This is a genomic window from Vibrio sp. LB10LO1 (assembly GCF_010092875.1).
In the GTDB taxonomy this organism is placed as follows: Bacteria; Pseudomonadota; Gammaproteobacteria; order Enterobacterales; family Vibrionaceae; genus Vibrio; species Vibrio campbellii.
Genome location: NZ_JAADJW010000036.1, coordinates 24,152 through 38,172 on the forward strand (window position 1 = coordinate 24,152; position 14,021 = coordinate 38,172).

17 protein-coding genes are annotated in these 14,021 nt (G+C 45.4%); 13 read left to right on the forward strand and 4 right to left on the reverse strand.

The window, feature by feature from the left end; genetic code table 11:
• The first annotated feature begins 2 nt into the window (after positions 1-2).
• Positions 3-497 (forward strand): cyclin-dependent kinase inhibitor 3 family protein, encoded by a 495-nt coding sequence (locus tag GXP65_RS20395; protein ID WP_162093594.1) that lies wholly within the window; start codon positions 3-5, stop codon positions 495-497.
• Between the two features lie 258 nt (positions 498-755).
• Positions 756-1,973, forward strand: a complete 1,218-nt coding sequence (gene arsJ, locus GXP65_RS20400) for an organoarsenical effux MFS transporter ArsJ (RefSeq protein WP_162093595.1) — start codon at positions 756-758, stop codon at positions 1,971-1,973.
• An 89-nt stretch (positions 1,974-2,062) separates the two neighbouring features.
• Here the strand turns inward: arsJ and GXP65_RS20405 are convergent, their stop codons facing one another.
• Entirely contained in the window at positions 2,063-2,443 is a 381-nt protein-coding gene (locus GXP65_RS20405; RefSeq protein ID WP_038890530.1) for a cystatin domain-containing protein, read from the reverse strand.
• A gap of 250 nt (positions 2,444-2,693) precedes the next feature.
• On the opposite strand from GXP65_RS20405, the gene GXP65_RS20410 reads away from it, so the two are divergent.
• Positions 2,694-3,707: an acyltransferase gene (locus GXP65_RS20410; RefSeq protein WP_162093596.1), complete on the forward strand. Its 1,014-nt coding sequence runs from the start codon at positions 2,694-2,696 to the stop codon at positions 3,705-3,707.
• Between the two features lies 1 nt (position 3,708).
• Here GXP65_RS20410 and GXP65_RS20415 read toward each other — a convergent pair whose 3' ends face one another.
• Positions 3,709-4,038, reverse strand: a complete 330-nt coding sequence (locus GXP65_RS20415; protein WP_005430363.1) for a DUF2500 domain-containing protein — start codon at positions 4,036-4,038, stop codon at positions 3,709-3,711.
• A 241-nt stretch (positions 4,039-4,279) separates the two neighbouring features.
• On the opposite strand from GXP65_RS20415, the gene GXP65_RS20420 reads away from it, so the two are divergent.
• The 4 genes from GXP65_RS20420 (at position 4,280) to GXP65_RS20435 (ending at position 7,274) form a co-directional block, all read left to right on the forward strand.
• Entirely contained in the window at positions 4,280-4,645 is a 366-nt protein-coding gene (locus GXP65_RS20420) for a hypothetical protein (RefSeq protein ID WP_005430355.1), read from the forward strand.
• Positions 4,646-5,665: 1,020 nt separating this feature from the next.
• Entirely contained in the window at positions 5,666-6,286 is a 621-nt protein-coding gene (locus GXP65_RS20425; protein WP_005430337.1) for a lysoplasmalogenase, read from the forward strand.
• Between the two features lie 69 nt (positions 6,287-6,355).
• A complete protein-coding gene (locus GXP65_RS20430) occupies positions 6,356-6,577 on the forward strand; it encodes a YecH family metal-binding protein (RefSeq protein WP_162093605.1) in 222 nt (73 codons plus the stop codon).
• Between the two features lie 112 nt (positions 6,578-6,689).
• Positions 6,690-7,274: a YhgN family NAAT transporter gene (locus GXP65_RS20435; protein ID WP_005430358.1), complete on the forward strand. Its 585-nt coding sequence runs from the start codon at positions 6,690-6,692 to the stop codon at positions 7,272-7,274.
• Positions 7,275-7,337: 63 nt separating this feature from the next.
• Here GXP65_RS20435 and GXP65_RS20440 read toward each other — a convergent pair whose 3' ends face one another.
• Complete coding sequence (locus GXP65_RS20440) at positions 7,338-7,604, reverse strand: DUF1145 domain-containing protein (protein ID WP_005438504.1); 267 nt, start codon at positions 7,602-7,604, stop codon at positions 7,338-7,340.
• A 25-nt stretch (positions 7,605-7,629) separates the two neighbouring features.
• Complete coding sequence (gene rsmD / locus GXP65_RS20445) at positions 7,630-8,229, reverse strand: 16S rRNA (guanine(966)-N(2))-methyltransferase RsmD (protein WP_005430362.1); 600 nt, start codon at positions 8,227-8,229, stop codon at positions 7,630-7,632.
• A gap of 223 nt (positions 8,230-8,452) precedes the next feature.
• Between rsmD and ftsY the strand changes: the two genes are divergently transcribed.
• The 6 genes from ftsY to glpG all read left to right on the forward strand — a co-directional run bounded on the left by ftsY (position 8,453) and on the right by glpG (position 13,955).
• Positions 8,453-9,691 carry a signal recognition particle-docking protein FtsY gene (gene ftsY / locus GXP65_RS20450; protein ID WP_162093597.1) on the forward strand — a complete coding sequence of 413 codons (1,239 nt, stop codon included), beginning with the start codon at positions 8,453-8,455 and terminating at the stop codon, positions 9,689-9,691.
• Positions 9,692-9,713: 22 nt separating this feature from the next.
• Positions 9,714-10,388 (forward strand): cell division ATP-binding protein FtsE, encoded by a 675-nt coding sequence (ftsE, locus tag GXP65_RS20455; RefSeq protein ID WP_005535654.1) that lies wholly within the window; start codon positions 9,714-9,716, stop codon positions 10,386-10,388.
• Positions 10,378-11,346 (forward strand): permease-like cell division protein FtsX, encoded by a 969-nt coding sequence (gene ftsX, locus GXP65_RS20460; protein ID WP_005430346.1) that lies wholly within the window; start codon positions 10,378-10,380, stop codon positions 11,344-11,346. Before ftsE ends, ftsX begins: the two co-directional genes overlap by 11 nt.
• A 175-nt stretch (positions 11,347-11,521) precedes the next feature.
• Positions 11,522-12,379, forward strand: a complete 858-nt coding sequence (gene rpoH, locus GXP65_RS20465) for an RNA polymerase sigma factor RpoH (protein ID WP_005535656.1) — start codon at positions 11,522-11,524, stop codon at positions 12,377-12,379.
• Positions 12,380-12,792: 413 nt separating this feature from the next.
• On the forward strand, positions 12,793-13,113 hold the full coding sequence (gene glpE, locus GXP65_RS20470) for a thiosulfate sulfurtransferase GlpE (RefSeq protein WP_010650540.1): 321 nt from the start codon (positions 12,793-12,795) through the stop codon (positions 13,111-13,113).
• A complete protein-coding gene (glpG, locus tag GXP65_RS20475; protein WP_005430922.1) occupies positions 13,113-13,955 on the forward strand; it encodes a rhomboid family intramembrane serine protease GlpG in 843 nt (280 codons plus the stop codon). Before glpE ends, glpG begins: the two co-directional genes overlap by 1 nt.
• Positions 13,956-14,021 lie beyond the last annotated feature (66 nt).

Here is a 14,021-nt window from a genome sequence, read left to right on the forward strand (position 1 = left end):
AGATGTCTCATCCTACATGGCAATTAGATTTAGAAACGGGCGCTTTGGTACTGACTCCATGTCCTGGTACCAAAGGTGTTGAACTGCAAGCTTCGCTAGAACAGATAAAAGCGCAAGGCGTAGAAGCGATTGTTACTGCCCTTGATAATGCTGAACTAGCGTCCAAAGACGTGTCTGCATTGGGCGAATTAACCCAACAGTTAGGCATGAAATGGTTCCAAATTGAGATCGAAGATGACTGTGCTCCGAGCGAAGAGTTTGCTGCAAAGTGGCAACAAGCGAGTCCTGAACTGCACGCGATTCTTGCTCAAGGTGGCAAAGTTGCAATGCACTGTATGGGTGGCTCTGGTCGCACAGGTTTGTTTGCTGCGCACCTACTGCTAGAGAAAGATTGGCCGCTAGAAGACATCGTACGTGAAGTGCAAGCGCTGCGCCCTGGTGCCTTCACAAAGCCAGTACAAGTTGAGTACATCGAACGTGTAGCTCAAAACGTTTGATCAGCTTATAGAGCTTTTGGAACATCATGATCCAAAAGCTCTCTTTATGCCGTAATGGCTTCCCAATTTATGTGATTCTTGCTTACTGGGATTGTGCTTAACTTATTGTTTATTAACAAGTAATGTTTGGTTGTTTCATCAGTTCCTGTTTCACAATTTAACGCCAGTATTGAGATGGCTCAATGCTGGTGTTCAGTTCATAGAGCATTTGGAACATCATGATCTAAATGCTCTAAACGCTGTACATCTGAGGTCGTTATGATTTCAAAACTAAGCAAAAGTATCCGTCAGTATATGCTGGTGACGTTCAACTATTGGAACTTCACTGTGACGGATGGTGCACTCCGTATGCTGGTGGTGCTTTACTTCCATGACTTAGGCTACTCAAGCTTAGCCATTGCTTCGCTGTTCCTTTTCTATGAATTTTTTGGCGTAGTGACCAACTTGGTTGGTGGCTGGCTAGGTGCTCGACTTGGTTTGAACAAAACCATGAACGTCGGCTTAGGGATGCAGATTTTTGCCTTGCTGATGTTGGCAGTGCCCAATGCTTGGTTGACCATCTCTTGGGTAATGGCGGCGCAGGCAATTTCAGGTATTGCCAAAGACTTAAATAAGATGAGTGCCAAGAGCGCGATCAAAACTTTGGTGCCAGACGAGCAGCAAGGTGCACTTTATAAGTGGGTTGCGATCTTAACAGGCTCGAAGAATGCGCTGAAAGGTGCGGGTTTCTTCGTTGGTGGTTTGCTGCTATCGGCGTTTGGCTTCCAAACTTCGATGGTCATCATGGCAAGTGTACTGGCTGTTGTGTTTGTATGCAGCTTGATCTGGCTAGAAGCGGATATGGGTAAGGCGAAGAGCAAACCTAAGTTCCGTCAAATTTTCTCTAAGTCAGAATCGGTGAACATTCTTTCCGCTGCACGTATGTTCCTATTTGGCGCGCGTGATGTGTGGTTTGTTGTTGCACTGCCGATTTATCTTGGCAGCGTGTTTGGTTGGGATCATCTGATGGTAGGAGGCTTCCTTGCGGCTTGGGTGATTGCTTACGGATTCGTTCAAGGTTTTGCGCCTCGTATTACTGGCAAAGCTCAAGGTCGAGTGCCAGATGGCAGCGCGGCTCTGATTTGGGCGGGTATCCTTGCTGTCATCACTGGTGCGATTGCTTATGGCGTGCAAATCGGCTGGCAGCCAGAGCTTGTTATTGTCGTGGGCCTGATGATTTTTGGCGCAGTGTTTGCGGTGAACTCATCTCTGCACTCTTACCTGATCGTTAGTTATGCGAAAGGCGATGGAGTATCACTGGATGTCGGCTTCTACTATATGGCGAATGCGATGGGACGTTTGATCGGTACGGTTCTGTCTGGTTGGATTTACCAAGAAGCAGGGCTTGCTGCATGTTTGTGGGTGTCCTTTGCTTTCTTAGCGCTGACAACGGTCATTTCTATCAAGCTACCAAAGGCCAATGTGGCGACGGCTTAAATCGACTTACGATTCAGAATAAAAAATGGCTCCGCTTTGGGAGCCATTTTTGTTTTTACGATTCAGTATCGCAAATCAGCAAGTCTTGCCTATGGGCAAATGCGGCCTTGTTGTGCTGGCTGCGTCATTTCCATATCACCTTTCAGTGAGCGGTAAACGATGGTGTTCCAAACTTCACCATTGTCCATTTCGAATTCAATCGCGTAGTTAAGGCCATTCACTACTTGAGTGCGTACGCTTAAGATCTCTTTTAGCTTAGCCGCGGTATTCATCTGACCAAGTACAAAGTCGAGTGCTTGCTGAGCTTCAGGTGTGACTTCACCTTGTGACCAGCCGCCAGCAAGGTTTTCAGCGCTACAGATAGGGTTCGCTTCCGGTTGCGATTGTGTTGGTGCCACGGCCTCTTCCTTTTGATTACATCCAGCTAAAGCCACTACACAAACCAGTGACGCTAATAATGTTTTCTTCATAAAGACCTCTCTTAATAATCTGTCCAGCATCCTAAAGGAATGAAACGGTTAGATCTGTTTCATATCCGAGAAAGCTTAGGGCTAGTGATCCCATTTGTACAATAGGATTTGTCATCAACCATTTTGCAAATCAATGATATTGGTGCGTCATCGTTGAGTTAAAAATAAGCAAAAACAGATTGTTAACTATTTAACCGGATGAAAATTGCCCTATGCTATAGACGTGAAGTTACGCAAATTAGGAAAGGGTATGAGAGAAAGGGTTCTGTTTTTCGACTTATTACGTTGTGTTGCTGCAGTGGCAGTGATCGCTATTCACGTGTTAGCGCCATATCGTAATGAGTTGGGCGTGATTCCATTTGACCAATGGGCAACGGCGGTCGGTGTGAACAGTGTGACCCGTTGGGCGGTGCCGGTATTCATTTTGATCACGGGAGCTTTGATGCTCAGTGATACACGTCCTTTTGATGCCAAGTACTACGTCAAACGGCGTTTAGGTAAAGTGTTGGTGCCTTTTTTGGTTTGGTCGATGTTTTATGCGTATTTGTCAGGCTGGACGGCACAAGGCTTTGATTTTTCCACCGTTGAAGAAGTGGTGAGCAACAGTCCGCATCATGCAACTTACTACCATCTTGGATTCTTCTATTACTTTATTCCGCTCTATTTTGTGATTCCGTTGTTTCAATGGGTAGTCCGCAATTGTGACGACAGTGTCCTCTATGCATACTTGGCGGTTTGGTTACTCACCAGCACTTTATTCTTATTCAAAATTGATGGACCGTGGAGCAATCGATACTGGCTTTATATGGGGTATTTACCACTCGGTTATGTATTGTTTCAGAAAGTCCCACTTAATCGTTCAGTCGTTACGGGGTTTACGGCATTAGGGCTGGTGGCTCTGGCTGTGACCTTTACTATGGTGGTGAGCAACAGTTTGGAAGCGGACAAGTACACAGTGGGGCGTTGGTTCTCATACAAAACATTGAACGTGATTCTCGCCGCGTCGATGATTTTTATGCTGTGTCGTTACTTTGGAGAAGGCCTAGCGCCCAAAGCACAGAAAGTGGTGAGTTTTATTAGCCAGCACAGTTTGGGTATTTATCTTCTTCACCCAATTTTCTTGTGGCCGATGAAAGCGTTCGGTTGGTATCAAGGTCATCCAGCATGGGTGATTCCGGTGTGGATTGTAGTGAGTGGTGCTGGAGCCTTGGCGATGAGCTATCTGTTCTCTAAGTCCGCCAAGACTCGCTGGTTGTTGCCGTAAATTAGCGGTTTAGGGCGAAGTGCAGAAACTTATCGCCACGATAGGTCAATGTGCCTTTATCACCTGGGTTCAGCGCGTGGTAATAGTGCACACCGATTTGAAATTCGCGCTTGGGCCCAATTGAGCCGCGTTGTACATAAATCCAATATTCTTGATCGTCTTGGCCAGGCTCGGCATCCGGTACTTCTATCGCTTGCTTGTCTAAGATGGTCACTTGAGCACTCTGCTCAGGTGCATCCTCACCAAAGTAATGTTTGCTGTAGAAGCGGAAAAATGCCCATGCGCCAAGCGCAATCAGAGCGAACAGAGCCAAAATAAGTGAGATTGGCATGATAACCTCCAATGTTTCATTGGCGCCTATTTTACAGAACTCCCTGATTAAACTATGAGTTGAGATAAATTATTCGTGATCTAGTAAAAGTGTCTTAGATTTTATTCGGCGCACTTCACATTTTATATGCGTTCAAGAGCACAATTTAAAAGGAAATTTGCACCTTTTGGCTCGAAAAAGTTCTAAATTTATAGAAGAATGAAACAACGGACGAAGGAAGGATCAAGTAAGGAGGGTTACGATGTCAGATATTGAGAAAGTAGTCATGCGTACCCGAACGATCGAAAAACTTCTGCGAACGCAATACCACGCAGAAGGGAAAGGGTTACATCAACTGATCACCAGTTGTGAAGAGCGCTTGCCGCATGATGTTGTTGCTAAACTGCGATTTATCGCAACTGTGCGGAATAAGGTTGTTCACGAAGAGGATTACAAGTTGGACGATCGAAAAGGTTTCTTGGCGGCATGTGATGCCTGCGAAAAGGAACTGACGCCGAGGAGTTCCCGCTTTATTTGGCGAGCAGCGATTTTGTTAATGGCCTTGATTACGCTTGCTGCACTTGGCTTCTACTACATGCATTGGGACATTCTGGTTAAGCATTTGTAGAACACACAATTTGAATAATAAAAAAGGGACGCGAAAGCGTCCCTTTTTTATTTTAAACAGTAACTTAGTACATCATTGGCAGTGTCATTAAACCAACAACCACTGCAATCATTACCAGCCCTTGTTTTTGAGAAGAAGAAATCATAACACTACCCCTAAAATCATTGATGAACTCGATGTAAATAATATAGCACTGTTTTTGAGCTTTGATCAACTTCAAAGAGGAAAAGTTTTCAAAACTCGAACTTAACTTGGGCGTTTTAACCCTAAATTGACTAATAAAACTGTGTTTTTTGTGCTGTTCTTTAAGTGTTCGACTTGTTGCTTTTCTCTTCTTTTTTATTTTAAGTTATTGATTTTAAGGTGTTAAATATGAGTAATTTTATGCTGGAATAGTGTTTCTTGTTTCAGTGTTATGGTTGGTGGGCTATTTTTGCTGAATTTCTCAAAAGTTGAGAAAAGTTGGTTTTGTGCTAATGAGGCTGATGTAGATGGACGTCTATTTAGTTCGCCTTTTCCTATCTGATGAGAAAATCTCGGTCTCAAAAGGGTTTAGATTTTAGCTAAGTTATCTAAGTTTATTTTTTTGTGCTTTTTTGTCAGTATGTTTAGCTATATCAGTTACTTATGTCTGGTTGTTTGAATTTTTACTCTATCTTATCGCTGGCTTAGCAGACATTTGTATTGTCATGAGGTGCCTGTTTTAGCTGTTTTAGAGGTCTGAGGAGGTGGATTTGGTTTTTGTGTTGATAATTTGCCCACAGTGGTTGTATGTCGAACAAATTGACGGTTTGTTTTTCAATTTATAATGGTTGGTGCTTTTGATGAGATTATCGATAACATCGAGAGTGAGATAGCTGAGCTCAATGGTTGTGAGAAAAAACCTAATCAGTAATTGACTAAGTTACGTCTACAAAATGTTGCGATTCGCTATCAAGATCCAACTTTCATGGATTATGCCTTTACATCAAGATTGGTCTACCTAGACTAGCGGCGAGATTACGTGAAAGGTGTATCGGCATGTGGAGTTGGTTAGCGATAGGGCTATCGGGGATGTATTCCGTGTTGGGGGCAAAACAGTCCAATCCAACGCAGTCTCTGACATTTAAAATCTTTACTCTGCTTTTATTGCTGATTTTAGCACTGACTGAGGGCTCCTCTGCACCTCACACCTATTGGATCGTTGGTGGTCTAGTGGTATCGATGTTTGCTGATACGCTCCATTCTTTTAAGTCTCGTAAGCCTCTCTATTTTGCTGGTTATCTACTGGCACAAATCTGCTATAGCAAATCGTTCTGGGTTCAGCTCAATGGTGACATTGTTTGGTGGCTATTAGCTCTGCTGCTAGCCGCGAGTATTGTGGCGTTCTTCCTCTTATTGCCGCAATTGGATTCGATGGTCTTCCCGGTCGTGATCATGGGGATTATGCTGGTCCAGTTGGCGTGGGCTGCGGGTGAGGTGTGGTTACAAGTGCCTAATTTTGCCAATGCGCTTGGGTTTAGCGGAACTGTCGTGATGATTTACTCCGCCTTGGCCTATGCGATACATGGTTATCGTAAGCCGATGAAACGCGCCTATGTTTGGGTGAGCGGCAGTTACTTTTTAGCTCATGCATTAATTGTTGCCTCTATCATTTACTAACTTAGGTCAAAGTAAGCGGTCAGGTTTTAAGTAAACTGGACGAATTCAATTTGATGACTGGAGTCGATGATGACTGAAATTCATGCTCATAACTTACTGAACCTACTTCGTGAAACCCCAATGAATCGTGATGAGCTTGCGGCTCATTTTGGTTCTGAGGCACGCTTTTATACCTGTAAGCTGAATGATCTAGACTTAGATGCATTGCTAGAGTTTTTGCTAAAGCGCGAAAAAGTACGCGAACTGGAAGGTCAGTTTGTCGTAAATATGGTGCGTGTTTGCAATCACTAAATCGCGGCTAACTGATTATTTATGAAGGCGATAAACTCATTTCGCCTTCAGTCATATCTTCACTCAATCACTTTGCTATACTGGCCGCCAATTTTTCCGTCGAGGTCAGAACATGGACATTCTTTCTGCAGCGACCATGCTGTTTCTTATTATGGATCCGCTCGGCAACTTGCCGATTGTGTTGTCCATTCTCAAACACTTAGATGCGAAGCGTCGCCGAAAAGTACTGATCCGTGAGCTAGTATTTGCCTTGATGATTCTGATGCTGTTCTTATTCGCAGGGCAGAGCATCATGAGCTTCCTTCATGTTCAACCTGAGACCTTGAGTATTTCTGGCGGTATCATCCTATTTATCATCGCGATTAAGATGATTTTCCCGAGCGCAGGCAGTATTACTGGGCTTGCTGCGGGTGAAGAGCCGTTTATTGTGCCGATGGCCATCCCTATGATTGCCGGGCCTTCGGTGATTGCTGCGCTGCTTTTGCTCTCTTCTCAGCATCCAGACAAGATTATGGAGCTGTCTGCCGCGGTGTTGATTGCTTGGGGCGCCACTTTCTTCATTTTGATGTTTTACAGTTTCTTCCACCGCATTTTGGGAGAGCGCGGCCTGAAAGCGATTGAGCGTTTGATGGGGTTGCTGTTGGTAATGATTTCTACCCAGATGTTCCTAGATGGTGTGAAGAGCTACATGGGTTAAGTCTTTGCCTATCGAATGATACAAAAAAGCCGCTTTCGTGAGCGGCTTTCGTTTATCTGTCAGTTACATCATGTGCTTACGACGAATATCGAGCAGAGCGAAAATACCAAAAATCAAAATTGAGTACTTTTCCCATGCGCTCATCTTAATCTTGTCACCAAACGCGCCGATGAAGATCGCCATTTGCAAACCGTGCATGATGAACAAGAAAGCGGTCATGATGTACAACGCAATCGCTGCTTTGCCCGGGAATGGCATAAAGAAGTTGAGGATCAATACGAACCAGACAAAGGCGATGGCCGCTTTAGCCAGTATCAATAATGCTTTCATTTAACTATCCTTTTAAATTGAGGCTTTAAGCAGGTGAGCGTTCGTACAAGCGGTAACTCACTTGACCTGCGGTTTTCTCGCGGTGCAGGTGCCAGTTTTCTGGTAGCCCAGCAATGTTCAGCTCTTTTTCAGTTTCAATATAAATCATCGCATCTTCAGCAAGCCAGCCGTTTTGCTCCAGCAAGGTCACGGTTTCATCCAATAATCCTTTGCGAAACGGCGGATCGATGAATACTACGTGGTGAGGCGTACCCGGTTGCTGTAAAAAGCTGATCGCATCGGTGTTCACGACTTGAATGTTGTTGGCATTCAAAGACGCGACATTCTTTTGCAGTTGCTGAAATGCTTGTGGGTTTAGTTCAATCATCGTCACTTGATCGGCTTGGCGCGAAGCGGATTCAAAGCCTAAACCTCCTGAGCCGGCGAACAAGTCGAGACACTTCGCCTGCGGCACATCTTGAGCTAACCAGTTAAACAGGGTTTCTTTTACGCGATCCGTGGTTGGGCGTAGGCCTTCTGCATCATGAACAGGGAGCTTTCTGCCTCTCCATAAACCACTAATAATGCGTACAAAGCCTGTTGTTGGCTTTTTTTGTGATGAGTTTTGCTGGCGACGTCTTACCATAGATTTTTTGACCGCTAATAAAGTGATACTATACCCAATCGCCCAAGCTTTGAGCTTGGATACAGCCCAGAATATTCAAGATGACAGAGTGTAACACTAATAAGATTAGATTCACCTAATTGGAAAGTTTTCACAACTTTGTCATTCGCCTTTTCTGTAAAGTTAATATTCTTGTCAGAAAAGAGTCATTAATAGATAAGAAGACAATCTAGGATAGCCCCAGATGACGGAAAAAAAGAAGCGCGGATTACTTTCGTGGCTAGGTTTTGGTGATGAAGAGCAAAGCCAAAAACCGACAACTGAAGAGTCAGTAAAAGAAGAAGCAGCGGAAGCTCCTGCCGCCGAGCAACAACCCACAGAAGAAGTTGCCGAGCAAGCAGAAGAAAAAGCAACGGTTGAAGCTGAGCCGGAGAAAGCCGAGGCTGCCCCAGCAGAAGCAGAAGCAGAAGCAGAAGCAGAAGCAGAAGCAGAAGCAGAAGCAGAAGCAGAAGAGCCACAAGTAGCCGTTGCGCCTCGAGTTCAAGAACAAGAAAAGCCAACTGAGAGCTTCTTTGCTCGCCTTAAGCGCAGCCTAAGCCGAACCAAGGCGAACATCGGTGCGGGTTTCTTTGGTTTGTTCAGCGGTAAGAAGATCGACGATGACCTTTTCGAAGAGCTAGAAGAACAACTGCTGATTGCTGATGTGGGCATGGAAACCACAACAAAAATCATCAACAACCTGACTGAAAAAGCCTCTCGTGGCGATCTTAAAGATGGCGAAGCACTTTACGGTCTGCTGAAAGAAGAGATGGCAGAAATTCTTGCGAAAGTAGAACAGCCTCTCGAAATCGACAGCAGCAAAACCCCTTACGTTATCTTGATGGTCGGCGTGAACGGTGTGGGGAAAACCACTACAATCGGTAAGCTGGCTAAGCAATTCCAAAACCAAGGTAAGAAAGTCATGCTTGCGGCGGGCGATACTTTCCGTGCGGCAGCGGTTGAGCAGCTACAAGTGTGGGGCGAGCGTAACAACGTTCCTGTGATTGCTCAGCACACTGGCGCAGACAGTGCCTCGGTTATCTATGATGCGATTGAAGCGGCAAAAGCGCGTGGCGTCGATGTTGTGATTGCCGATACTGCGGGTCGTCTACAAAACAAAGCCAACCTAATGGAAGAGCTACGTAAGATTGTACGTGTGATGAAGAAGATTGATGACTCTGCGCCACACGAGATCATGCTAACGCTAGACGCGGGCACAGGCCAAAATGCGATTAGCCAAGCGAAACTTTTCAGTGATGTTGCCCCTCTAACCGGGATTACATTGACTAAGCTGGATGGTACAGCGAAAGGTGGCGTGATCTTCGCTATCGCTGATCAGTTCGAAATTCCAATTCGCTACATTGGTGTAGGCGAAGGCATCGAAGACTTGCGTCCATTTGAAACTCAAGAGTTCATTGACGCTCTGTTTAGTCGTGAAGAGTAACAAGAGTTAGAGGAAATCAACGGTGATCAAATTTCAGCAAGTGAGCAAAGCTTACCGAGGTGGTCGACAAGCCTTACAGAAAGTCGACTTTCACCTTCGACGCGGAGAAATGGCGTTTTTAGGCGGGCATTCCGGGGCAGGTAAAAGTACCTTGTTGAAACTGATATGCGCGATAGAGCGACCAACGGATGGCAAAATCCACTTCAATGGTCATGACATTACTCGTATCTCAAACAAAGACATTCCGTTTTTGCGCCGCAACATCGGGATTGTTTTTCAAGATCACCGTCTCTTAATGGATCGCAGTGTATTCGACAACGTTGCACTACCGATGCGCATTGAATCGATTTCTGAAAACGAAATCAAACGCCGTGTTTCTGCGGCGTTAGATAAAACGGGCTTGCTGGATAAAGCCCGTTGTTTGCCAAGCCAACTGTCGGGTGGTGAGCAACAACGCGTTGGTATTGCGCGTGCAGTCGTAAACCGACCAACCTTACTGGTGGCGGATGAGCCGACTGGTAACCTAGATCCTGAACTGTCTAACCGTGTGTTACGACTGTTTGAAGAATTTAACCGTGCTGGCGTAACGATCCTTCTTGCGACGCACGATATCGGGTTAGTGAACACTCGCCCACAATATCGCCATTTTGAATTGAACCAAGGCTTCCTAAGTGAGGTAGAAGACTATGGTAGGTAACAAGCGCACCCAGAAAAAAGGGAAAGGTCGCAGTGCCAAGCGTGCAAATACCGATGGTTTTTTCTCTGTCCATGCAAAACAAGCAAAATCTTCTTTCGGCGCGTTATGGCGTCGTCCTCTCGGTAACATTCTAACCCTAGCCGTAATTTCGGTGGCATTAGCGATGCCGGCATGCTTGTACTTGCTGGGTAAGAACGTGGCGAGTGCTGCGCAAGATGTCGCATCACCGTCGCAAGTTAGTGCTTACTTAGTAGAAGGCATGCCCGATGCTCGCGTGATGGTGTTAAAAGACCAAATTGAGACTTGGCCTTTAGTCAAAGAGGTGGAATATATTTCGCCGCAACAAGGTCTATCTGATTTAAGCCAATACGCCGGCTTTGACCAAGCGTTGAGCTTGTTGAGTGGTTACGCACTACCAGGTGTATTGGTAATTACACCTGATTCTGAGGTGAAGAGCGACATTCAGTCGATTGCCAAGCAAGTTCGTGAGCAACAAGATGTGACCGACGTGAGGCTTGATGAAGACTGGCTAGCACGCCTTGATGCCATCAAAACCCTTGCTGGCATTATTGTCATCACCCTGACAATACTGATGTTAGGTGCTGTATTTTTAATCGTCGGCAATACATTGCGCTTTAATGTGCTGGCGAACAAAGAAGAGATTCAAACCATGAAGCTGATTGGTGCGACCGATAGCTTCATTCTGCGTCCTTACCTTTACACTGGCATGTGGTTTGGTGTGTTGGGAGCGTGCATCGCATGGCTGGTTACGGCGTTGATCACGGTTGTGATGAACAATGCTGTTGAGCAGCTAGCCTCGCTTTACGATAGCCAATTCCGTTTAATTGGCCTGAGTTGGGATGAATCTCTGCTATTAATTATCACTGGTAGTTTACTGGGCTGTATCGCCGCACGAGTATCCGCGCAGCGTCACCTGAAAGAAATTGAACCAGTTTAGGTGATAAAGGTCTTATAGTTGGAATTTATTAGCACAAGCTAATTTTTATCTCTTGTTTAGACAATTTGTTTATGGATAATTACTCGCCCTTCTTGAAACTTGTTCATTTTGAGTTCAAGATGGCCAAGCTAAATTGCAATGTAATGCTCCAGATCAGAGATTGATGAGGAATTGAATGACAAAAGAAGCGTATCCGATGGCTCTAGTCACGCAAGATAGCCTTGATAGCTATATCCGTTCTGTAAACAGCTACCCAATGCTGACACCAGAAGAAGAGCGTGGGCTGGCAGAACGATTACACTACAAAGGTGAGATAGACGCGGCGAAAGGCCTGATCTTGTCACACCTACGATTCGTTGTTCACGTTGCTCGTGGCTACTCAGGCTACGGCTTGCCAATGGCAGACCTAGTACAAGAGGGCAACATCGGTCTAATGAAAGCGGTTAAGCGTTTCAACCCTGAAGTGGGTGTACGTTTGGTGTCTTTCGCTGTTCACTGGATCAAAGCTGAGATCCATGAATACGTACTGCGTAACTGGCGCATCGTTAAGATTGCGACCACCAAAGCGCAACGTAAGTTGTTCTTCAACCTACGTAAGTCGAAGAAGCGTCTAGGCTGGTTCAACAACGGTGAAGTAGAAACCGTTGCTCGTGAGTTAGGTGTTGAGCCTTCAGAAGTACGTGAGATGGAATCACGTTTAGCGGCAGTGGACTCTACGTTCGATATGCCAATGGACGATGACGACAATTCAAACTCGTACACCGCCCCAATGTTTTACCTAGAAGACAAATCGTCTGATGTAGCGGATAACATTGAAGCGGCAAACTGGGAAACGCACACCAATAACCGTCTTGGTCATGCGCTAGCAAGTCTAGATGAGCGCAGCCAGCGTATTGTTCGCTCTCGTTGGTTAGACGACGACAAAGCGACACTGCAAGACTTAGCTGATGAGTTTGGTGTTTCTGCTGAGCGTATTCGTCAACTAGAAAAGAATGCGATGAAGAAACTGAAACTTGCTGTTGGTGAGTTCTAACTTTCGCTTCTAATCTAAAGTAAGATTTTCATAGAAAGCCGAGATCATGTGATCTCGGCTTTTTTATTTTCGATCGAAAATCGATAGCGTTTGCGATCTAATTTATCTGTGCTACCTGTGTATAACTCTGTGAAGTAATTATTCATCAACTGTTCGAAAGCCGGACAAAATAAGGCTTTGAGGCAGTTTTACTCTTGGGGATAGTTGTGAATATACACACAGTTAGATCAAGATCATCACTACATATTGTGGATCAAAGGATCCAAATACACTTTATCAACGCAATCCACAGATTTATCCACAAATGGTGCGAATATGTACAGCGTTCAATGCCCTGACTATCTCTGTGTCTAAGTTTGGCTTTGGATAGGTTACAATGGCGTCAATAACGAAAAACGACTTAGAGAAAGTAAATGGACCAGTTTCAACACATCGATGTACAGGGTGCTCAAGCATTGCTCGAGCAGAGTGAAGCCAAGCTTGTAGATATTCGTGATCCTCAATCTTTTGCTGTCGCGCATGCAGAATCCGCTTTCCATTTGACCAACGATTCGATCGTTTCTTTCATGAACGATGTGGAATTCGAACAACCAATCCTAGTGATGTGCTATCACGGCATCAGTAGCCAAGGTGCGGCACAATATTTGGTTAACCAAGGCTTCGAACAGGTGTACAGTGTGGATGGCGGCTTTGAAGCCTGGCAGCGAGCAGAACTACCGATAGTGAGAAGTTAATGAAGAGATTGGTAACGTTAAATAATCCACGTATGGCGCAAGCTTTTATTGATTACATGGCATCACGCCACATTGATATTCAAATGATGCCGGAAGGCGAGGGGCAATTTGCTCTTTGGCTGACGGACGCGCAGCATGAGATTGAAGTCGAAGCTGAGCTTAAACAGTTCTTGGCCAATCCATCTGCTTCGAAATACAGCGCCGCCTCGTGGGACGTTGCCGATTCGCGTAAGAGCAAATTTCATTACTCCAGCCCGAGTATCATGGGCATGGTGAAGGCCAAAGCTGGGCCAGTGACCTTACTGATCATGGCTGTTTGTACGGTTATCTACTTTTTGCAGATGTTCGGTTTTGGTGATGGCGTGTTTGCTCTGCTGCATTTCCCAGCTTTCGAAGGGCAACAGTGGCAACTTTGGCGCTGGATCAGCCATGCATTGCTGCACTTCTCCGTTACCCACATCGTGTTCAACCTATTGTGGTGGTGGCAATTGGGTGGTGATATCGAGCGACGTTTAAGCTCCGGCAAGTTACTGCAAATTTTCCTGATTTCTGCCGCGCTATCCGGTGCGGGCCAGTTCTATGTGGAAGGTGCGAACTTTGGTGGTTTATCTGGTGTGGTTTATGCCTTGCTTGGTTACTTGTGGATCCTTGGTTACCGTTGCCCACATCTTGGTTTGACCCTACCGAAACCGATCATTGGCTTTATGTTAGTGTGGCTAGTGCTTGGTTTTGTTCAGCCATTTATGGCGATTGCCAACACGGCGCACTTAGTGGGCTTGCTTTCAGGTATGGCGATTGCACTGTTTGATTCTGGTAAACAGAAATACCAACAAGCTTCATAAGTGGATGACGTACGGATACCAACAAAAAAGACCGCCAATCGGCGGTCTTTTGTTTATCTGTCTTTC

Excerpts from the sequence above, each read along its gene's own strand:
- GXP65_RS20435 (WP_005430358.1), top strand. The coding sequence starts at position 6,690 with ATGGACATTCTTTCTGCAGCGACCATGCTGTTTCTTATTATGGATCCG.
- ftsX (WP_005430346.1), top strand. The coding sequence starts at position 10,378 with ATGGTAGGTAACAAGCGCACCCAGAAAAAAGGGAAAGGTCGCAGTGCC.
- rsmD (WP_005430362.1), bottom strand. The coding sequence starts at position 8,229 with ATGGTAAGACGTCGCCAGCAAAACTCATCACAAAAAAAGCCAACAACA.
- GXP65_RS20420 (WP_005430355.1), top strand. The coding sequence starts at position 4,280 with ATGTCAGATATTGAGAAAGTAGTCATGCGTACCCGAACGATCGAAAAA.
- arsJ (WP_162093595.1), top strand. The coding sequence starts at position 756 with ATGATTTCAAAACTAAGCAAAAGTATCCGTCAGTATATGCTGGTGACG.
- glpE (WP_010650540.1), top strand. The coding sequence starts at position 12,793 with ATGGACCAGTTTCAACACATCGATGTACAGGGTGCTCAAGCATTGCTC.
- glpG (WP_005430922.1), top strand. The coding sequence starts at position 13,113 with ATGAAGAGATTGGTAACGTTAAATAATCCACGTATGGCGCAAGCTTTT.
- GXP65_RS20410 (WP_162093596.1), top strand. The coding sequence starts at position 2,694 with ATGAGAGAAAGGGTTCTGTTTTTCGACTTATTACGTTGTGTTGCTGCA.
- GXP65_RS20440 (WP_005438504.1), bottom strand. The coding sequence starts at position 7,604 with ATGAAAGCATTATTGATACTGGCTAAAGCGGCCATCGCCTTTGTCTGG.
- GXP65_RS20415 (WP_005430363.1), bottom strand. The coding sequence starts at position 4,038 with ATGCCAATCTCACTTATTTTGGCTCTGTTCGCTCTGATTGCGCTTGGC.
- GXP65_RS20395 (WP_162093594.1), top strand. The coding sequence starts at position 3 with ATGTCTCATCCTACATGGCAATTAGATTTAGAAACGGGCGCTTTGGTA.
- ftsY (WP_162093597.1), top strand. The coding sequence starts at position 8,453 with ATGACGGAAAAAAAGAAGCGCGGATTACTTTCGTGGCTAGGTTTTGGT.
- GXP65_RS20430 (WP_162093605.1), top strand. The coding sequence starts at position 6,356 with ATGACTGAAATTCATGCTCATAACTTACTGAACCTACTTCGTGAAACC.
- GXP65_RS20405 (WP_038890530.1), bottom strand. The coding sequence starts at position 2,443 with ATGAAGAAAACATTATTAGCGTCACTGGTTTGTGTAGTGGCTTTAGCT.
- GXP65_RS20425 (WP_005430337.1), top strand. The coding sequence starts at position 5,666 with ATGTGGAGTTGGTTAGCGATAGGGCTATCGGGGATGTATTCCGTGTTG.
- rpoH (WP_005535656.1), top strand. The coding sequence starts at position 11,522 with ATGACAAAAGAAGCGTATCCGATGGCTCTAGTCACGCAAGATAGCCTT.